Here is a 21604-nt window from a genome sequence, read left to right on the forward strand (position 1 = left end):
GTGCAGTATTTGAGCACAGATCTTTTCTATTATGATTTTGCCTTGCTCTTTCAAGTATAAAAATAGTGCCCAGCTTTAGGCTGGACACCATTTTCTTACTTTTCTTTCGCCGCTATGGTATATAATATACCACCGCTTCTGATTACTTTATTATGTAATGCAAGGCTCTGCCCCAAATTATTCTTGATCTCGCTATAGGTGATGCCTGGATTGATGCTTCGATCCAAGTCCCATCCGTATGCAATACCTCCATCAGGTCTTATGCTGACATCGTACTTTTCTGATTGAATGGTGAGTGAACGGTAATGCGGGAGAAGCTCGTATTTGATTTCTACCGGTGTGTTCGCAATCTCACTCATACATTTCTGGAGGAATTGGTCACAATCATTTCTCTTCTTGAAATTCTTTTCCAGAGTGAATGTGTCATCATCTTCAATGTTATAATAGGTTGGAACATAACCTGCATTCTCTTTGCTGGAACGCATGATGGTTAGTCGATCAACTTTCAGTCCATATCTTCTTTTGAGCTGCTTGATCAGACTGGCTAGCAAGATACAACCTAAAGGAGAGTTTAGATATCTATCCGAATAGTTCATGCGAACATGCTGCATACTAGATAAATATTTGCCTATTTGCTCCCATTGAGTTGGGTTACTGTCAACAATTCCGTCTAGAAGGGTATTTGAATCCAGATCTTTCGTAATATACTCTTCAAACATTTGGCTATTTGAAGTAGTCAACTCATGGATGATAGCTTCCTTATCAATCTTTTCAACAGTAAATTTCGGAAAATCTTCTGTTGAAATGAAGATATTGGCAGCTTGTCCCCAGCTATCATTGAAATCATTACATGCCTCATTGCTGAAATAGATTTTGTGCTCTCCGCTTTTGAAGCTCAGCATGATGAGTGGATGGACATCCTTTTGATCAGTCATGACGTAGATATCCTCCTTGTAGAGCATGTTGAGAGCAGAAGTGAGCTGGTCGGCAGGAAGTAGTTTGAAATTTATCTTCTTGTCGAGAACATAGTTTATCTTTATATCATTTAATGACAACTCCTTTATGTTATGTGCAAATGGGAATGTGTCTGCTTCCCAATTCTCTACTTTGCCTGATATGAATATGGAGAGAGAGTCCAGCATATTGCTTCTCATTAGATGGTAGAGTTCTGTAGTTAAATCAGAAGTTACCTTCTTTGCATCAGGACATATCTTCTTGATGTTGTCATCTACTTCTCTGCTTTCCACTTCCATGGTGAGCCATGAAAGGGCTGCATGACGGTCCAGGTAGTTGAGATACCATTGGGTGTTTCTGTCAATTAAGCAATTAGTACAAGCTTTATCGCAGTTACAACCTTTCAGTGCATCGTATGCAGCTTTGAAAACTTCATCTTTATAATCAAAGAGCAGTGGAGAATAGCCGGAGCCGCCAAGAGCTGTATCATAGATGAAGATGGAATTATAGCTCTTATTATAACCAAAGTCTATTTCTCCATCATTGATGCCAAGTATCTCTGTGAGTTTTCTGCTGAGGATTGCTCCCAGGGAATAGAGTGTATTGGGGTCTATGATAGGGTTGGAGTTGACATCATAGAACTTGATCTCTACCAGGTCTGTTTGATAGCGTCCTACAAGAAGTACATTTCTTCTGATATTTGCTCCATCGTTTTCCGTACCTTGGCACTCTTTGCCTGCCAGGAGATGCTTATGAAGTGCTAAAGGATGCTTGTCATCTGATGCTCCTGCAAATCCGTCTTCTACCTTCATTCTACCACAATATGGGCACAAGGCATATCCATATCCCTTTCCTTTGTTATAGAATAGAATCTCAGATCCATTTGCTCCACTTCTCATCTTGAACTTAATTTCATGTTCGTTTTCTGACCATGGTTCCATTTTCAGGAGAACTGGTTGAATAAGATTCATGGCATTGTCATTTTTAAGGACACGAGTGGGCTTGGAATCCCAGCCCACAGTGAATCCTGCCGGTTCAACAATTTCTGTGAAGTGGTTGGTTCCGATGGTCATATTTGAGAGTCCGTGCATCGTTCCCAGCTGGTGGCATGAAGGACATTCATCCAAAGGTTTGCCATATACGATTGTTGTATAGTGGCAGTGGTCGCAATATTGGATGACATTCTTCTTTGTGCTGTCAAAGCGTGATTTTAGTGTGATACCACTAGGTTCATAACACCATTCGTTGATAATGACTTTATTGCCGGGAGCATATGCTGAAACGGCGTGGCTCATGTGTAATGTTGGCATCTTAGCTCCTGTCTTGCCTGCTCTGTCCAGATCTGAGGTGAATTCTACCAGTCCTGTTGGAATACCTGCTGATGGCAGGAAATTGTTCTCAGCCAGCCATGGCATAAGAGAAGAATTGACAAAGTTATTTTTACTGTTTGTCACGGCATATCGTTGACGGGCTGGCGCTCCTTCTGTGTCCTCGATAATCTTATCATAGATTTCTACTCTTTCTCCATACTCTTTTTTAAGCTTCAGAATCTTTGCCTTACACTTTTGTGTTGAACTCTCCAAATCTTGAACGGCCAGGATGCTTCCTTTGACTAGTTCTGCATATTTGGGCAATAAGGCTTGGTAATGGCTCTGGTGATTAAGTATGTCGTCGAGGAAATCACAGAAGAGGTCGCATGATGAAACATCTCCACCGAAGAAGTTTTCGATGGTAGCTTTCACTCTGATTCCGCCTCTGGAAGCAACATATGTAGAGAAAAGATAGCTATTGACCTGACGCTGGATGATTTGCACACTTTCCAGTCTTACCTGTGCCATTTGAGTTATGTGTGCCATTGACCAACCTGGATTATTCCAGGCTGACATACCTATCGGATTAGGGGCACAGAAGGTTAAGGCCAACGCTTTTGTTTCCATGCGTCGTCCTGCTCGTCCTGCTCTTTGGAGATAATTTGCAGGTTTTGGTGGTACATCATTCATTACAACCTCAGAGATGCCTTTCAAATCCACACCCATTTCCATGGTTGTTGAACAGGAGAGGATATTGAGGTAGCCTTTATTAAACTGCTCCTCGTATTTGTCCAGTACCTGTCTTTGCTGCTGACCGGAATGCTCACCTGCAATGAAGATTGGTTGCATATGCAGTATGTTTATTATAAGGTTGTTGAGCAATCCTCTATTCTTGATCTCTTGGAGGTTTTTATTAACCCAATCTGTTATATCCTGGTCACTTACGCTCTTTATCCCATCACTTGTTTTCTTTTGGCGCTTAGGATATGGGAACATAGGAAAATGCAACTCAGAAGATTCATCAATCTTAAATCGGTCAAAGTTTGATTTTGATATGTATCCGCTTATTCTTGGGCTGAAACCTCTGAACAGGGTGTCAACAAACACATTGTCCACAGGGCATACGTATGCCTTGTCCATGAGTTGTATTTTTACCTTATCCTTATCTAATAAGTCCAGAATGTATCCATGTTTCTCCCTGTCAACTTCTTCCAACACATTTTGGGTGAGGTATTTCCATGCGTCTTGTAAGATGCTATTTATCAGATCTATATTTTCCTGGTTAAACTCTTTTGTGGAGTTGATATTCAAGGCTGCACACAAAAGAAGAACAATCCTGTTCTGGCTTTCTTTTACTTTACCCTTTTCAGACAGAGTTACCGTTTGCCATTTGCTTACCTTTCTATTCCCATAGTGGGCGTCTGACCTTGATGGATAAATTGGAGAACTGAAATCTGTTTGTGTTAAGAAAAATTTATAGCTTTCCGAGAGGGCATAGTGACGGTTGCCTCTGATGTAATAATCAAGGCATATTTTGAGAAAGTCCTGCCAATCCGAGTCTGTAAAGCTTCTGGCGGCCAATTTTGTAGGAACTTTGGCACCTTTTAATGTAGGGTATACAACTTTCACCAATCCCAGGGTCTCCAAGGAATTGGAATGCTTTGGTATCCATCCAAACTGGTCAACATAGAGGGCACGAAGGTAGTTGGTAGGTTTGAAATCAATACCGTTAACCCCTCTGCTTCTTGCCTCTCCAAGATGTTTGAACATCTTCTTGAGCTCTATATTTTTCTCTAGCGACTTTTCAATACTCTCCCATGAGACAGGAGTAGGGGATGGGTCCTTGCTGTTTCCCATTCTCTTGTCTTCCAGATTCTTGAATAAAGGCATTAATGGAGCTGGAATCATAGGCATAGTCTTGAATGCCTGATATTGAGCTTCTTCTTCTTTGCTTAATCCTCCTCCTGGGTTGTAATCCTGAAGCCTGACTTCGCAAAGGTTGTGATATATTGCCGTACGAATCCAGTTACGTTCCACATCTTGATTGAGAGTCATTGCAGATTTTGCCGTGTTTTGGCGGCTATCTGTAAATGTAATGAACTTTCTTCCTTCGTATATCAACTCCAAGTCATTCTGATCTGCAGCAGGTTCTGCATTGTCTAGCAATATTGGTGCTAAAATACGGCCCATGAAGGTTGCACTGGCACGGAAATATTGGATTTTTCCAAAGTCAATGCTTCCTCCACAGTGTGGGCATACGTTTTTACCATATTGATCCCAGCACTCCTTATAACCGTTGCCATCATCGTTTTTAATTGCATTAATTCTAGAAACATCTGTACTTATTGTAAAGACGTTTTCTTGTACATTGTTTCTTGGGCATTTATTTGGCTCCTTTGCCAATATGAATGGTGAATAGGGACTGTTGCTCTTTTCAGATTTAGCATCCTCTTTGGTATCCTCTTCATCTGAAACGTAATCAAATATATCACTGTTGAGTTTTGTCGTATTCACTCTCATGCGGAAAGCCTCATTCTTATCATTACTTTGTTCTCCAACCAGCAGTGTTCCTCCACAGTGTGGGCATGTCGCTATTTCCAAAAGAGGTTTTTGGCAAGATGGACAGGTAGTGTTCTGGTAGGTGGTTAGGGATCCGAAGTTGATGCTGCTACCTTTATGGGTCTTACAATCCGGATTGGTGCAGACATAGATGCCTCTAATGGATCGAATGAAGAAATGGATACGTGAAGGCAATAGGGCACCTGCTGAACCATCTAGATTCAGCCCCATTATTTTTTCACCAAGCTTGTTTACAAGTCTCAGGCTTTCTTCCCTTGATAGCTTCTTGTTGAAGACATTAGATATGGCGCTAAGTGCCAATGATGGCTCTTTGTTTATCTTTTTTCTTAAGCCCTCAATATCTCCAATCGTTGCCTTTCCTGAGAATTCTTTGTTTATTTCACCTAATAGATCAGCACATGCAGAGTTGTTTAAATCGGGTATAATTCGTTTGCCATCAATAATTTCTATATCTGATGCTGCTTTGCCGGTGATGTCCGATACGAACTGTTTCAGCTCTGTTGCTGTCTTAGGATCTTTTGGGTCACCAATTGTTGCAGAAGTCAGGGCAAAGTTTACCTGTTCTATGGTGACTCCAAAAGCATCCAGGATTCTTCTTATCTGAAGAGAAAGCTCTGCAGCAGAAGATCCAGTGTAGGTATGAGCTTCATCCAGTAATATCCATCTCAGTTTACCTTGTGATTTCTTAAGAATACATTGGTCTTCCGGTCTTACCAACATATAGTTAAGCATTGTTGGATTGGTGAAGAGAATCTGAGGCGGTGTCTCCCTTATCTGTCTTCGGGACAAGAGTTGGGGATGGGCTTGCAATGCCTTGTTTTTCTGTATGTCCTCAGGGGTGTCACCGTTGTATATGGCATAGGTGACCTTCGGAGAAAGTGCTGAGCACCAGGCATGTACTCTTCGTTGCTGGTTTTTCATCAGGGCATTGAGAGGGTAAATGAAGATGGCTTGCACCCCTTCATTTACTACTGTACTCTTCTGACGATACAGATCCTGTATGACAGGAATCATGAAGCATTCAGTCTTTCCTGAACCCGTTCCTGAAGTTACTACAATGGTCTTCTTGTCATTGAGCAATGTCTTCCAGCTGTTAGTTTGATGGGTATATGGAGCTCTATCCAGAGGAAAGCGATATTCTTCATCTTCTATGCTTCCTATGGCTCTGACAAATTTTTCGTCTAGAACATGCTGTTTGGTTGCATGTTCTAGAAACGTCATGGAAGAGCTTTTCCATGGAAAAATTGTCTGAAAGACAGGAGGGGCAATGAGAGGCTCCTTCTGTGTCAGGAGTTCTCTCAGATAGTTTTGCTCTTCCTTATGACCAGGAACCCATGTAGAAACCAAAGAATCTACGAGTGCCTTGTTTGCGTCTGTGTAGAATTTAGCGTAATCCATTATATTTCTTGTTTAATATCTTTAATGCTTTTGTAAATATATACGAATACATCGTGGTGAAGTATGTCCTATAGAAATTGATGATTCTTCTAAGTCGGATATTTTCTTCACTTTTATCAGTCCAGATGTCCATTCCTTCCCCATATGCATACTCTGCAGCAATGATAGGAGATTTTAGAAAGGTGAATTGGTATCCAGTAATGCCTTGACAAGCATTCGGGACAAAATAATTCGCTTCTGGTTTTATGGTTATATACGGCAAGTCTTCATTGTTGTCATTCTTTCCCAAAATCCTAGACCGTAAATCCAATATTTCTCTTTTAGAGAATAAATCCTCAGTTTCATTTAATTCTCCCGAAATGAACTTCTTGACATCCTCGGTATATTCAGAGTCTAATGTTGCTTTTAGCATTTCCTCCAAGTAGGTCATGAAAAGAGGCATGAGAGTCATGGCTATATTTATGTCAATGGTACTATACATCTCGAAAATACTGTCGATTGCTCTTTGCCAGTCTTCTTGTTTAATCCAATGAATTCCTATCGCATATTCATGTTCCAGTCTGCTTACTTCAGAGGTGAAAATCTGATTCTTGCCGGCAAGAAACATTGCTAGAATGAATCTTGTAAGAAGGCTAGGATCCTCTGCAATGGTACTGATGCATTCAAATACCTTGAACGGAAGATGGTATTCTGCTGCTATCTCAAAATACCTGGTGACACTTTTCCAATGAGGTCCATCATCAAGTCTCTCAGATTCCAGGAATCTTTTCCATCTTACTGAAGTGGACTCCATATTCTCATCTTCTGCGTCTTGATGTACATCTTCTTCCAGATGAATGACTTTTGGAATCATCTGCTTTTCTTCATATTTATCAGAGAAAATGGCATAAGTATTCGAGTCATAGTTAGACAAACTGCTACTGATATTTCCATCCGTGCAATAGCCTAAATCTATTATCTCAATGCTAGAGTCTGGGATGTTTATACCCATAGGAAGCGCCATGACTTTCCCTTTGTATTCTTCTTCCGAATGTATAGCATCAATATTGAATACTCTAATTTGTTTTTTATATTCCAATTCGTCATAGGATGTACCATATATGTATCGTTTTATTTTGATGGAAATACCCTCCAAAGAGAAAAGAATATGACTGTTGATATCATCATATTCATCTACATAGAGGTCATAGATTCTTCTGATGGATTCTTCGAAGTTACTCAACGGTATGATACCTTCCGGAAATTTTCCGGTGATACAGACTTCTGATTCTATGCCTTTTGAATCAATATAGCTGATTCGATACTTGTTCTCTCTATTTCCATGAGTGATAATGCGATAGCTGGTGAGATCATTTACAGATATAATCTCTCCTTGTTTGACGTGATGGTTCTGTGAATCAAGAATTGATAGTCCTATGAATGGAGCAGGAATTTCTATTTTCAAAGATGGCATGCCAGCTATCAGGATTCTAAATCCTATTGTTGGACATATCTTTCCGCTTTCATTACGCTCAATATGCCATCTGTTTTCAGATATAGAGTGTACTGAAAGGTTCTCGTTTTTCTCCATCACAACTTTTCCTCTGCTATTGTGACATGATATCGTTGCAGAGGTTATGGTTTCATTTGAAGATTCAAAAGTCAAGTTACCGATGGAATAGAATGACTCAATCAAAGTATGATTGTCCGGCAGGTCAATCTTGATTTCAATCCATCCAAATGGCAATATATGGTTTCTTGAAATTTTATGCCATATCTTTTCGGTTCTCAATCTGTAGTATGCGCAATATTGTTTTGATTCGACAGGTTGCCCACTTTCATTCCAAACAGAAATGTAGGGACATCTGTTTAACAGCTTATAGTTACTGCTTTCTAACCATCCAATGAAGATACCACCAAATTCTACAGAATACTTTGTAAATGTGTTGGTGAAAGTCATGTGGTCAGATGTTGCAGAATTTACCAGCTCCAAAAATTCTGAGAATTCATAGCAAACCACCTCAGTATGATCATACAGTTCAAATATTTTAGAATTCTCTACATCAACAGCTTCCCAGTCTTTGGTGACTAAAATAACGTTACTCTCAGCTTTCCTTCCTCTTTGCTGGATGTATATGTTGTTCGTCTTTTGGAACTGTTGAGGGGTAGAGAACTCTGGTGGATAGCAATTCAGCGCATTGATAAAAAGACATTCTCCTTCATTGGAGATAAGCTTCAATTCAATATATGATTCTCCCTTCCATGAGAATTTTCTTTTTTCAAAGTTCATGCAGTGGTAGATTCCGTTCTGGATACCACTTTCACTTTCCTCAAGCTTGCTACGTTTATATGTTGCAACGTACTGTTGATTAACAAATAAGTCGAATGAGAAAGTTTCTTCACAATTCAGTCCGGCTATGGTTCTACTGCTGATGTTGATAGAATGATTCAGACAATAATGTAATTCCACCATGTCGTTCTTAAATTGTACTTCCCAGTTGAAAGACAGAGGTTTACGACTATGTCCCGTTTTTGCTTCTGATGCAGTTCGCTTCAAAGAGCTTGTCAGTTCATGAAGTTCCCCGTCTTTGTTGGAATCGTATGGTAAAAGATCTTCACGGTCTTCTACTATAGCATGTGCAATTTGGGTGGAAATTTCGTATATGCTATCATTTTTGAATGATTTCGGTAAGTAGGAAACACAGCTCAAAGATGCTATATTTGCAGTATTCAAGTCTATATTGAGACTGCTGTATTCTTCCACTAGATGGCGTAAGAATTCTTTGTATCCACTAAAATTGGTCTTGTTATTTACGACATAGCCTATAGGCAGACCTCCTTGCATCAAAAGAGATCTGAAATAATGATATCTATTGTCATGGATGAAATGAAACCCCCATCTCTTATAAGCCAGTCTTGCCGATTTATATAAGTCGTCACTGAAGCTTTTTGGGATATTAATGCTTTCAGCGATAGCTTCCCTTGAAGGAGAACCGCCATCGTAGATTTTTTGCCACCATATGGCATAATACAATGCAGCTTCTTCTCCCACAGCATAGAGATCTCGCTTGAGATAGGCTCGATAGAGACTTCTTGCTAGTTCTTCCTGTTCTTCGGGCGTGATATTCATTTTCCATATTGGGTTCAGAGGTCTAGAAAGGCCTCTGATTTTTAGAATGTTATCGAAAACAGGATGTTTGCCAGCATCATATGTATATGTTATACTGGCTGCCTCTTTTGCTAGATTTTCATCATCATTCTCAGAGGTTAATTCCTCTTCATAATTAGTTATTTTGCCCCCTTTCTCTGCAATTTGGTCTTTATCTTCTAGGGTTTCTGATTCGATTCCCTCAAATTCGTTTTTTTCTGATTCTTCATTAGAGCCTGATTCCTCTGTTTTAGCAGCATTCTCAAGAGCAACTAGCTGTTTATATTCGAGAGACTGCATGTCTTCTTGTATGCTAGTCTCTTTCCCTTCTTTAATTTCAATGTATTGCATTGGGGTGGTTTCCTCTGTTATATCAGAAATAGAATTTTCTTCCTCAATGTTATCTGTCGCCTCATTGATTTCTGCGTTCAAAGGTTCATCTTGGAGTTCAGACTCTTCAGTTTTGTTTTTGCTTGTTTCTTCACTAGTGGTTGGTTCAACCTTTGTAATATGGTTTACAGGCAATACAGGCAGACTATCTTCCATAGCCTGCTTCTTTTCTTCTTTGATTTCTTCCTGTAGCTTTTCTTGAGCTTGTCCTTCTGGCAAATTCTCTTCTGCAGCTTCTTTGCTTTCTAGTTTTGATGCATCGATGGTATCATTATTATAAAGATCTATCTGGAGATTACTTTTTTTTATGAATAGTTCTATTAGTTCATCTTTTGATTCTTGAGAAAAAAATACGATGTTTCTAAAAGCTTGAAAATTTCTCAAATTATCTGTTGCTCTTAGTATTGCACCAATCGTGTAGGTTTTTGCACACTTTAGAGCTTCAAATGTTTCGTCTGATATTAAATTGTGGTCATACAGCTCAATAATAGATGTTGAGTGGTAGATATATATAGGAGTTGATATTTTGTTCTTATTGGATGCTTTAGCGGTCTTCTTTTCCGTTGTCTTAGCTTTTGAATTTTCAGTTTTGGTTGTAACGTTGTCAATTTTCTTGTTGCAGAGTTCTACTTTTAGCCAATTTCTGTATTTTACGATGTTACATAATTCTTCCTTAATAGTCTCTATATGTAAAGAATTGAAATCATTGAAGTATGTTAAATTCTTTGTTTTGTAAAGGATAGCTTCTATTGTAGATAATTCTTTTTGCTTTAATACCTCCAATGTGCATCTTGAAATTAAATTCTGTTCGAATAGTTCGTCAACAGAAGTTGTCAAGTATACGTATATGTTGTTGGCCACCATTTTTGAATTAATGGAGGCTTCTTTACTTTCTGTTATATTTTCCGATTTTCTTTGTAGTTGATGTTTAGAAAATTTATAGTCTTTTATTTTGTATAACACCATAAGTAGGGCATTAAAATCCCTTTCCCCAACTTTGTGCTTAAAATATGTTAAGTGACCTATCATGTTATTTAAAAAAGCATGTACGTCGTTTATCGTATAGATACTTTCTTTTTTTAACAGAGAAAATTCGCTTTCCGTAATTACATTGTTTTGATAATATAATGCTAAATCTACGTTTCCTTCACTACCCAGTTGGGTATGGCAGTCCAGCGCACTAGTGTAGCTGCTCTTTGGGCTAGTTGTGATATGACAGTTATCTTCTTTTTCTTTTCTTTCAGCTTTTGTGAAATTTAGAATGCCTTTCATTGCAGATAACATTTCTTCATATCTCTCTGCCCCAAGTCTTGTTTTCAGATATTCTTTAAAGGTGTTGCTTGCCGATTGAAAAAACAAAATAGCTTCAAAAGTAACAAGCCCAGCTTCTTTGAATATAGACAATTCTTCTTTAGTGATGAACTTGATTTTGCACATTTCATCTACTGTCATGTCTTGGACTGACAGCGGCTTATTTTTTGCAATGAAATTGGCATCAAAAATCTCTTGGTATTGATTTCTTTTGTGTACGACTGAGGAAAGTATATTTTGTATTTGTAGATAATTCCTATGAGTCATTCCTTGAATTGTCAATAATTCCTCAATATTATGAGTGTCACCTATAAAACCTAATAATTTTCCTACGGTAACTAACCTTTTTGAAATTAGGATATTATATGTTTCTAAGCTGATCATGTTGTCATAGAACAACTCTTTGATGGATGTCTCTTCAGTTATTATCATATCTCTATTATTTTTCTGCAAATTTAATAAAAAGATAATTAACTGACGTGTTTTTTATGAAATATTTTTCAGTTTTATGCTATATAACATGATTTTTTCTCTTCTGTGCAGATAGGCTGCACAATATCGATGCTTTTGATGTTTTTATGCATTTCCATATTACCATAACATTCTAGTTTAATAGATGATGATTTTGTGATGTTATGACTTATACGGACCATACGTAGTAAAATAATATAAGCGTGTGGATACGCTGTATGTTTAGTGCTGCAGTATTACATATTAGAAGAAACTAAATGTTATGACAGGATTTTCATTTTAACATATGATCTTCAGTGTTTGTAAACATTTCTCTCTTTCTCTAAAAATCGTGTAACAAAACTGAGCCCATTTTTAGAAGTATTTCCTGGTTCATTATCAAGTAAAATATCAATTGACTATAAGATGTTTACATTAAATGATTTAATTTAAAATGACTTTTCAAAATGGACCCAGTAAATCATTTGTCGGTGCTCTCTCTTCAATTTTACCTTATGCTTGTGGTTTACCTTTTAAACCCTGTCTTCCGGCAAGTACTTATGGATTTAGTCAAATTCTAACCTAGCATGGTAATTGCATCGAAATATTTACCTAAGTCATATTTTTTGTTGATGCAAATGTATGGAACCTCTTCTTTTTCGAATGTTACGATTCGATCTAGTGTATAATATCCCAATTGATTGTACTGCTTTGTCCATGCCAGCAAGAACCACCTATTATTATGTAGCTTTATATAGTAGGGATGGCATGTTACTTCAAACTCGCGTTGGTTGAATGTGCGATAGTAAATCTTGAGAGGCTGCTTGTTGATGATGGCATCTACAAGATTTGGAAGATGTTCCAATCCTTTAAGGCTGTACGTTTCTTCTGCGCTTGGAATCTTTCCGCTTATACCTAATCTTTCTTCAAGATTTAGGATGATTTCATGCAGAAAAGTTAGTTCGGATGAATCTTTATATTCCTCATACGTTTTTACGGATATATATAGGGGTCTTAAAGTTGAACATATTTTCTTTAACTCTTCAAAGGAGAGTTTATTATAAAACATACGGTAGCATGGATCTTCGTATCCGTAATAGCATTTTTCTCCATCTTCCATAGGATAAGATATAATCTGTGTATCAAAAGCTATGTAGTTTTGTATAGCATTGATATCGTCATCCACCAGGCTTGGTAGAATCGAGAAAGATGAATCGCCGAAAAGGGCTTCGTCCATTCTTGCTGTAAGTTCTTCGTATGTATATTTATGCTCCTTATCCGATAAGCACCAGTCTAAGATAAGGAATCTCAATTGGGTGATTTTATCAAATTTCATAATCTCTATTTTTAAATTCTACTTTAGTATTCATGAGTCTTGTGCCAATTTCTTGGAAGGTCTTGATGATTGTATCACGCTGTTTTTCGCGTGGAACCTTCAAACGATTGGCATAATGGGAAAGCAGACCTTTGTTGATGTGCGTTGCCTTACTTAGAGTTGCCAGCGGAACATATGTATTATATGCCTTAAGGAGGGAAGCTACATCTGCAAATTGATACGTAAAATCATACTCTTGATTTTTATACCACTCAGGATACCTGTTGTCTGTTTTCAGGAATTCTGGTTCTAAGATTTCAATACATCCTTCTGCTAACTGGATGAATTGATTGAAATCTGGTGATTCGATTTTCTCCACGACATCAAGGCCTAATTCTTGATATACGTAGCCTTCAAATTGTGATTTTTCCCATTTTATATATATAATGTAATGTCTCATGTTTCTTTTTGGTGCAAAGGTATTCAACTAAATACTTATAACCAAATTAATAAAGTTAAAGTATTCAAACGAATACCATATTGTTGAAAATATGATGTGTTTTTATTCTGTTTCTTAACAAAGGTTAAAGTTTTTGTGCATTTGTCAAGGATTCTCCTCGCGTGCGCGCGTGCGCGACTTTCTTTGTAATTGCGTTTTTGGGGGTTGTCTTATTTGTAAATAAATCGCTTTTTACCAAGATTTTAGCCTCTGAAAAAAACGCTGATTTTGTTTGGAACTTATGGGGGAAAATTATACCTTTGCCGCCGAGATGCAGAAATGCTCTCGACATTTATAGCTCTTTGGGATAACTGTGTTTAGGCCTGAATATGTAACACATGGAGCTCCTACCCATTGGCTATGATAGTGAGAGACAATGATAATAATATAACCGTTTAAAAAGAAAGAAAACAATGAAGAAGATTTTGTTTTTGATAGCTGCGTGTGCTTTGTTCAGCAATGCGCATGCACAGAGGGTAGTAGCTCCAGAGCCTGAGTTCATTAATAGCTATTGCGTGCTGACGAGTGATTCTACCTATGATGTCCTGCCTAAGGAGAGTGGCAAGGTGGAGAAGCACCAGAGCAAGTTCTCCAAGTTCTCCAAGATTGCCGGTGCGGTGAGTGATCTCGGTTTTGCCGGTGGACTGGTGGGTGCCAGCACGGGCAGCTTGTCTGGTTTGGAGGCCGGAGTGAGAGTGATGGGTACGGCTGCTGGTGTGGGCATGGCTGCAGATGCAGTGAACACGCTGCCTGGAGTTGAGGGTATGGATATTGCCTTTGAAGGAGGACGTTCTGCCTATACTGTGAAGAAGTCTGGCAATGGTCTTCGCCTGCTTATCAAGGCGGAGAAGAATGAGGTGGATCCTATGGGTATTTACCGAATTGTACGATTCAAGGCTTCCAAGAAAGACAGACGAATTCAGTGGATGACTTTCAAGCCTTCCTTGCTGGGTAGTTCCGATGCCAGGAAGAAGGGATTTTTGGCCTTCACGGGTCACAAGTATGGCAATCAGAGTTATCTGATAGATATTCCTGCTTCTGAATTGGAGCCGGGTGAGTATGGTATCGTCTTCATGGCTGTGGCTTCTGCCCAGGAGATTCCTGTGGGGACTTTTAGTGTAATCAAGTAAAAGCGTTGGATTATGGAGATTTTATTTTTGTTGCTGTTGTTTGGAGTGCTTGGCAAGGGAACAACGAAAGCTGTGATGGGGGATGGCAAGAAAAGAAAGCCAAAGACCAATTGGGACAGGTTGAGTTACGAGCAGAAGGCTTGGCTTCATGATCATTCTTGATATTGTCATTAGGATCACTGACAAGGGAGTGGATGCCGCTACAAGCTATTTTACGATTTCCTTCTCCCTTTGTCTTGCCATTGCTGTGGGGGTGCTTATCTGGATCAATACCCCTCGGGGCAAGAAGTGGCTTGATGAACTTTAAATGGTAGGTTATGGTTCAAGAACGTAAGATTGCATTATTGGTGGATGCTGAGAATGTGTCTCATCATCGCATCGGGCAGGTGATGACAGCTGTCAAGAACAACCTGGGTGGCTTGGTTACTGTCAAGCGTATATATGCTGATTGGACCAAGCCCAATCTCTCCGCATGGAAGGCTGAGCTTCGGAAGCATGCCTTCCTTCCCATTCAGCAGTATTCATTTACCTCTGGTAAGAACTCTACGGATTTTGCCCTGGTGATTGATGCCATGGATTTGTTGTATCAGAACGATATAGATGTGTTTTACATCGTATCCAGTGACAGTGATTTCACTAGGCTGGCCATGCGCATCAGGGAGTCTGGGAAGATGGTGATTGGTATGGGAGAGAAGAAGACACCTGAGTCTTTTGTCATGGCTTGTCACGATTACATCTTCTTTGACGGGAATCATGATGATTGTGGTTCCGCATCCTCTGTCTCCAGTTCTCCTAGTGCTGGTAGTAAGGAGAAGGGAAGTACTTCTCAGAAGATGACTCCTGGGATCAGCCGGAAACTCATAGCCTTGTTAAGGGAGGTGGTCAGTGAGGCTGCAGAGAGCGATGGTTGGTCTGAACTGGGGTGTGTGGCCAGTAGGCTTCATCTCAGGAAACCGGGCTTCAAGGTCAAGACCTATGGTTTCAGCAAGTTCATCAAGCTTATTGATGCTTGCGGTGATTCTTTCCTTATTGACCTGGATCATCCTATCAGGAAGAAAAAGAAGACCATTCGGAAAGTTTGTTTGAAGAATCGGTAGAATTGTAGGAAATGGCTTGTTTAAGTGCAGGTCATTTCTTTTTTTTGAATATTTTTGTTTGCTGCGCAGATAGGCTGCACAGAAATATCGTAATTTTGTGGGCAAATTTAATTTTTTAATTAGTATGGCAGATAAAAAGGAAGAATTAAGCAGTCATGTGGAGAACATATTCAAGCAGTATGTTCATCCTGGACTTTACATCTGTGATTTGGCCACAGGTGGTGGCAAGTCATATACTATTGGCAAGCTTACCTGTGAGTTTTATCCCAAGCATTTTGAACGCATCATCATCCTGTGTGTTCAGAACAAGCTTATTGAGGGTATGAACCGTGAGATTGAGAAGTTCATCGATCAGGATGGGGGACTTAAGAGTGATGAGAAGCTTATTGTCGAGAACAATGCCGAGGTGGTATTGAAGGCCTGTGGCAGTGGCTCCTTGAAGTCTTTGCTGGATGAAATGGTGTATCAGGTGGGTGAGCTTCGCAAGTATCATGCAGTGGGTAATCTGGAGGGCAAGATTCAGCAGGTCAGGAAATATGTAGCCAGTCTTGAAACTTGGGTAAGGATCTTGGAGGATGATCCTAACAATGCTTCTGCTAAGGAGGCTGTCAATGAAGTGGAGCAAAAAATCAGATATGCAATCAAGAATTTCTTCAATACCTACAAGCATCTTCTTCAAGCTGATGGTGTTGTGAAGAATGTGAGCATCAAGTATGTCTTGAAGCATTTTCCTTCGCTAGAGAAGGTCTATCCTCAGGTAAACCTACATAGCAAGAAGGTCTTGCTCATGACGGTTCAAAAAGCGACGTATGGCATTGATCCAATTCTGTCTGAGAGTGTTCATCTCAAGAATTTCACGGATAAGCAGACCTTGATCATCGTTGATGAATCTGACCAGGCTGCTGTGGCCATGCGTGATGTCATCATTGAGCAGGCATGCAACAAGCTAGGGGGAGAGAACAGATACAGCAGGGGATATCTGGGCTACTTGCAATATCTGGACCTGGTGAATAGCCGGAACGAGCTTTCCACTGCCTACTACGATGATAAGCTTGTAGGAGCCCTTGAAAAGGGGCAGAGCATCATACTGGAGAATTGGAAGCGCAAGATGGGAAATGTGGTTCCTTACAAGAATATTTTCCTGAGAAGTTCTGAGCCGATTGATTCATATCGCAGGGGCGTGTTTTTTTCTGGTTCGCTCTTTAAGCTTGATATTGGCAGCGGTAAGGAGAAAGGACGCGCCTATATCTGTTACAAGCATGGAGAGAAAGAGTTTCGGTTGGGACACAGCCTGGATGGAGAAGACTTAAGGAAGGAGTTTCAAGTGGTGGTGCCATTGGATGACTTTCTGCGAATGGTAGGTGGCAATGTAACTGCTGTCAAAAAGCAGCTCTGCAATCTCATTCAGGAATCTCTGAAGCGCAGGCAGGAAGAATTCAGGATCATGGTAGATGACAAGGATCAGTATATGGGTTGGCCAACACAGGAACGTGAGACCCATACGCTGATGGCCCGTTTTGAAAGTGGGGCTGAGAAAATCATAGAACAGCAGCTGCTTGACTACATGACCAATCGCAAGAACCTGGATATCATGGCTGATGACAAGAAGATCAAGATGGCGGACGACTCCTTCTACATGCAGGGGTGTCAGCTTTATCAGGAAGATATAGATGACAGGGACAGTGCACATCGTGTAAGGCTTTCTTGCAGGGAGATTACTACAACTCCGGAGAAGATTCTGTATAGTTTGGTGATTTCTGGTCAGGTGACCGTGGTTTTGTGCTCTGCCACTGCTTCAAGCAAGTCGGTCATCAGCAACCTGGATATTGATCATCTCAAGTTTGTATTGGGGGATCGTGTTCATACATTATCCGAGGAGGAAAGTGAGAAGTTTGATGCATTGGTGGCTGCCACTTATCCTAAGGGACATCGTGTTTATACCGAATCCCTTCAGCATTACCGCTATGCTGACAAGAGAAAGGAGAAGGTAAGGTTGCCGGATCATTATCGCAGGATGTTCAGTCAGGATGCGGTAGATGATGGATATGTTGATGAATGGTTCAAGCTTGCAAGAGAGCGTGTATACAAGACTGGTGGTGAGAGCAGTGATCCTACTTTTGAATTTTATCGCATCTATCAGTTCATAGAGGCCTATCACTGGTTCTACACGCATGATGATATTCACAGCATGCTGTTTTTCCAGAACAGGTCAGCAGTGAAGGACAAGGCCTTGATGACGCAGATGAGGGTATTGGCATGTCTCATAGACGGGTCTTACAAGGACCAGCTGAAGAGCGGGGATTTTGATGATGGGTTGCCTGAATGGGAAAATGAGCATCTTTTCATGTCCAACAACCTTCAGGAAGTGGAGCAAGTGGTGTTGAATGGTTTGAGTGATGGCAGCCTTTCAAAGGTGATGCTTGTGACCGCTTATGGCAGTTTCAAGGCAGGTGCCAACCTTCAATATCAGGTTCCTGAGGGCTTGGACTTTTTAAAGGGAGACAACTGGGAGAAGGATGAGTCTAAGCTCAAGAAGGATTGGGATGCCATTTATCTCCAGAGCCCTACTTCCTATCTGACCATGGATGGTGACAGGACAGGCTTGGCTGATGAACAGGGAATTTATCGGGTGATGATGTCTTTGATGATGCTCAAGGAACGTGGCTGGCTCTCTCCCAACCAGGTTAAAAGATGGTTGGATTGTGCCGTTTCCGGGGGTAAGCTCTACTTCCGTGAAGAGTCTGTAGCCAGGGACAAGGCCTCCTGGGCACTGACCATACTGGAGCAGGCTGTGGGCAGAATCTGCAGAACCAGGAATAAGCCTCATACTACCTACATTCTTTATGACGAGGATATGAAGGGCTACTTTATGAGAGTTGGTCTTCAAAAGTCGCAGACTATGGAGTTCAAGGCTTTGGTCAGCGATGTTGTGGCTCATTATGGTGAATCGGACATGGATATGTGTCGGGTGGATGCAGAAAAGCGAATGAATGACGCTGCTGAAGCCAGGAGAGCATTGAACAGGATGAGACGAAATGCTCTTCATTTTACTCCACATCCTTTTTCAGATGAAGAGGATTTTGATGAGGATGAGGAGCAAAATGGTATTCCATTCAGGGTCAGGAATGGTCAGATCATGAACCAATACTACAAGCAGACCATTATTACCCAGCCTGTCATAGATAGTTTTGAAGAGCTGACGGAGAAGAGCAAGATAGTCACCTTCCTTCATAAGTGTTATGGGGATTGGGCAAGAAATGATCTTGGAGAGATTGAGGGCTCTTCGGTTTCTCCTTCGTCTGTCCGCTTGGATATATTGATGAAGAATGACGTGATTCGTGCTCATTTTGAGCAGAATGGTTATGCAACGGAATGGAAGCCTGGAGGTTTGATTCTACATCCGGAGATTTTGATGGCAGACTATGCCGGTGAGATTGGTGAAGAGGCATTCAGGGCATTGGTTCTCCGCTATACCCATTGTGATGAAGATGCTTTTGCACATTTGGAGGGAAGGGATTACGAGCTGGCTGACTTTGTCATCAATGATGCCGATGGCAACCACAAGGTAGCTTTTGATGTAAAAAACATGAATCCTCTTATTGAGCATAATGACAGAGAGGGTGATCTGGCTACTTCCAGGAAGCGAATGATCAAGGAAGAAAGACTCGGCTGTCCTCTTTATACGGTCAACATGCTCAAGATGCCGGATGACTCTATGGATTCACATGAGATTTGCGGGGTTATTGACAAGGAAGGTCATGTGATTCCTGAGGTAATGGAAAGGATTAAGAAACTCATAGAAAGTTAAATGATTATGGGAAGAAATTTATTTAGTACAGAAGAAATTCTGAAATTGCCCGTGACGACGAATAAATTGTCGGTTACTTGGGATGGTGGTGCTCTTTTCAAGAAGTACTCCATTGTTTCATACAGTATGAAAAGCAGGGATAAGGATCGTAAGAATCTATCTTATGAGCAGCTCTCTGACACCCCTGCCGTATCTGTAGCAGGATTCTGGGCAAAGTATGGACAGTATGAACAAGGTTGTACCAAGTTCTTCGTACTTGTAAGAAGAGGTGATGAAAAGAAGGTGTTGGAGAGTCTTGGCAAGCAGGAAGATGTGGCTATGCGTCTCGATGACCTATCAGACTATAGTGAGAATCTGCAGAAAAGAATCATTGCATCCTTGGCTGTCAATTCGTTGGGCAAGCATGGCAAAAATGGCATGATGTATAACAATGGTCAGTTGTTGGTATGTGATGACAATAACTTTGGTATTCCTGCTTCGCGCCAGGAGCTTGTATGTTTGAAGCTAGAGGTAAATCAGTATATGAACCTCTCTGCCAAGACGGTTAGCTTTTCACATCCCAAGACCTTTGAAGACTTGAAACGCAGGAATAATTGTGTTTTCAAGATAGGTAAGGAGATGGATGGTACTCTTTGGCTCGGTAAGCCGCTTTGTCCATTTGTTGTCAAGCAGGGTAAGGAGAACGTCTATAACTTGGATGAGCTCTATATCCAGCAGAAGAGATTCAAGGCAACCCGCAATGTTGTCCCTTATTGGCCATTCGATTCGAAGAAATACAATCATGGCAAGTTGTTTGTGATCCGTCAGGTTGTGGATTTGGTGAATGAGAAATTTGAAAATCTTCTTGAGCTCAGTTTCACTGACTATGATGTGTTGGATTTTCAGGAAGGAAGTCCGGAGAACAAAATGCTGAAAATGTTGGCGGAATACTTTAAGGACAAGGTTATAGGTTTCGAAGATCCATTCAAGACTCCAGCTTCCAAGAAGCAGATTGCTCTGCTCAAGAATTGTATGAAAGAGGGTATCGGTAATTCTTTGGCGTTTGCAAAAAGAGGGCAAGCACCGGATGTGGTGGTTGGATTGTGTCAGCCGGAAGATGATACTGAATATTCAAAGAGCAAGTATGGTAGCTCCATAGCCATTCAGCATCTGGTTCATTCTGGAAATGAAAAGCAAGATAAGATCATTAAGAGCATGGCTATTAGAATCTTGATGGAGTTGATGGTTAAGGATTGCAATATACATTGTCAGATGCCTCCAGTCTTAGGGGAAATGATGGAGGATTGGACGTTTTACTGTTTCAAGTCAAATAAGGATGTGGCTCATGCAGGGTCTTTGTCTGCAAATATTGAAACCGGACACATGATTTTAAAGGCGTATGGCTTTTCTGACAAACAGGGAGTGGATTTCGATACATTCGTTTCCAATACCATTGGCTATGGTCCTACATCACGCATCAAAGGTTTTCGTGATTACAAGGTGATGGCCAAGGATGGAAACATGTATCTCATCGTGGATACGGAAGAAATTCCTATATTGGATGCTTCTTATATCGATGAAGTTTATGCCAGGTATCTGGATGAAGATGATAAGGAGATTCCTACGTTGTCAGTTTTCAAGAGAAAAGCCAATGGTTGCAATCATTGGTATCTTCGTGGCTACATGGGCTTTCATTTATGGAGGGCTGAGGGCTTGAACGGTGAAGGGGCTTACTCATACATATCTGGAAATAACAGTCATAGAATTCAATTCATTGCATCTCAGAAAATAGACAAGATGCCAAGAGTACGTCGTATCTTCATCCTTGAGAAAAAGCATCCTGATAGAGTTTGGAATGATATCCAGCAACTGAAGGTCATGTTACTGGTGGGCTTTGGCCGATGGGGTGAGCAGATGACTTATCCTTTCCCATTTAAGTTCTTGCAGGAGTATCTGGATAAGGAGAGCAAGGAAACATATGAAAAGCATTGGAGTGAATTGTGATGTTTCAAGTTCCCTGTTGTAGTGATATAAGCAGGACCGGTCGAAATATTTCGACCGGTTCACGTCATTCGTTTGTTTTTCGGAAGCGTATGTTCTTTCCTTTTATGGCAATAGACAGCCATACATAATGGGAGAAAATAGGATTCTTACAGCAATGAATTGAAGATTTTTCATGCAATTCAAAAAAAGTTGTATATTTGCAGCTGGAGACCATCTTTTTTCTGGTAGTGCAGATAGATTGCATAATGGCTT

General features: G+C 40.4%; 9 protein-coding genes. 5 read left to right on the top strand and 4 right to left on the bottom strand.

All coding sequences use genetic code 11. The annotated features are described in order from the left end of the window. Window positions 1-95 precede the first annotated feature (95 nt). The 4 genes from CFT61_RS03875 to CFT61_RS03890 all read right to left on the bottom strand — a co-directional run bounded on the left by CFT61_RS03875 (window position 96) and on the right by CFT61_RS03890 (window position 13295). Entirely contained in the window at window positions 96-6242 is a 6147-nt protein-coding gene (locus tag CFT61_RS03875) for a DEAD/DEAH box helicase (protein ID WP_089543161.1), read from the bottom strand. Then, window positions 6229-11502: a hypothetical protein gene (locus CFT61_RS03880; protein ID WP_089543162.1), complete on the bottom strand. Its 5274-nt coding sequence runs from the start codon at window positions 11500-11502 to the stop codon at window positions 6229-6231. The genes CFT61_RS03875 and CFT61_RS03880 overlap by 14 nt, the downstream gene beginning before the upstream one ends. A gap of 595 nt (window positions 11503-12097) precedes the next feature. Further along, window positions 12098-12856 carry a WYL domain-containing protein gene (locus CFT61_RS03885; RefSeq protein WP_089543163.1) on the bottom strand — a complete coding sequence of 253 codons (759 nt, stop codon included), beginning with the start codon at window positions 12854-12856 and terminating at the stop codon, window positions 12098-12100. Beyond that, window positions 12846-13295 carry a hypothetical protein gene (locus CFT61_RS03890; RefSeq protein WP_089543164.1) on the bottom strand — a complete coding sequence of 150 codons (450 nt, stop codon included), beginning with the start codon at window positions 13293-13295 and terminating at the stop codon, window positions 12846-12848. The genes CFT61_RS03885 and CFT61_RS03890 overlap by 11 nt, the downstream gene beginning before the upstream one ends. A gap of 452 nt (window positions 13296-13747) precedes the next feature. Between CFT61_RS03890 and CFT61_RS03900 the strand changes: the two genes are divergently transcribed. From CFT61_RS03900 to CFT61_RS03915, 5 genes are all read left to right on the top strand, one after another. Beyond that, window positions 13748-14464 (top strand): hypothetical protein, encoded by a 717-nt coding sequence (locus tag CFT61_RS03900; protein WP_089543166.1) that lies wholly within the window; start codon window positions 13748-13750, stop codon window positions 14462-14464. 12 nt (window positions 14465-14476) lie between these two features. Beyond that, complete coding sequence (locus CFT61_RS16820) at window positions 14477-14626, top strand: hypothetical protein (RefSeq protein WP_176425488.1); 150 nt, start codon at window positions 14477-14479, stop codon at window positions 14624-14626. Between the two features lie 155 nt (window positions 14627-14781). Then, window positions 14782-15561, top strand: a complete 780-nt coding sequence (locus tag CFT61_RS03905) for an NYN domain-containing protein (protein WP_089543167.1) — start codon at window positions 14782-14784, stop codon at window positions 15559-15561. A 124-nt stretch (window positions 15562-15685) separates the two neighbouring features. Further along, window positions 15686-19369, top strand: a complete 3684-nt coding sequence (locus CFT61_RS03910) for a hypothetical protein (RefSeq protein ID WP_254918839.1) — start codon at window positions 15686-15688, stop codon at window positions 19367-19369. Window positions 19370-19375: 6 nt separating this feature from the next. Continuing rightward, window positions 19376-21352 (top strand): hypothetical protein, encoded by a 1977-nt coding sequence (locus tag CFT61_RS03915; RefSeq protein ID WP_089543221.1) that lies wholly within the window; start codon window positions 19376-19378, stop codon window positions 21350-21352. Window positions 21353-21604: the final 252 nt, after the last annotated feature.

This window comes from Segatella copri (assembly GCF_002224675.1).
Lineage (GTDB): Bacteria > Bacteroidota > Bacteroidia > Bacteroidales > Bacteroidaceae > Prevotella > Prevotella copri_U.

Bases quoted from the DNA above. Each gene is read 5' to 3' on its own strand.
- CFT61_RS03875 (WP_089543161.1), bottom strand. From the start codon at position 6,242: ATGGATTACGCTAAATTCTACACAGACGCAAACAAGGCACTCGTAGAT.
- CFT61_RS03880 (WP_089543162.1), bottom strand. From the start codon at position 11,502: ATGATAATAACTGAAGAGACATCCATCAAAGAGTTGTTCTATGACAAC.
- CFT61_RS03915 (WP_089543221.1), top strand. From the start codon at position 19,376: ATGGGAAGAAATTTATTTAGTACAGAAGAAATTCTGAAATTGCCCGTG.
- CFT61_RS03885 (WP_089543163.1), bottom strand. From the start codon at position 12,856: ATGAAATTTGATAAAATCACCCAATTGAGATTCCTTATCTTAGACTGG.
- CFT61_RS03900 (WP_089543166.1), top strand. From the start codon at position 13,748: ATGAAGAAGATTTTGTTTTTGATAGCTGCGTGTGCTTTGTTCAGCAAT.
- CFT61_RS03905 (WP_089543167.1), top strand. From the start codon at position 14,782: ATGGTTCAAGAACGTAAGATTGCATTATTGGTGGATGCTGAGAATGTG.
- CFT61_RS03910 (WP_254918839.1), top strand. From the start codon at position 15,686: ATGGCAGATAAAAAGGAAGAATTAAGCAGTCATGTGGAGAACATATTC.
- CFT61_RS03890 (WP_089543164.1), bottom strand. From the start codon at position 13,295: ATGAGACATTACATTATATATATAAAATGGGAAAAATCACAATTTGAA.
- CFT61_RS16820 (WP_176425488.1), top strand. From the start codon at position 14,477: ATGGAGATTTTATTTTTGTTGCTGTTGTTTGGAGTGCTTGGCAAGGGA.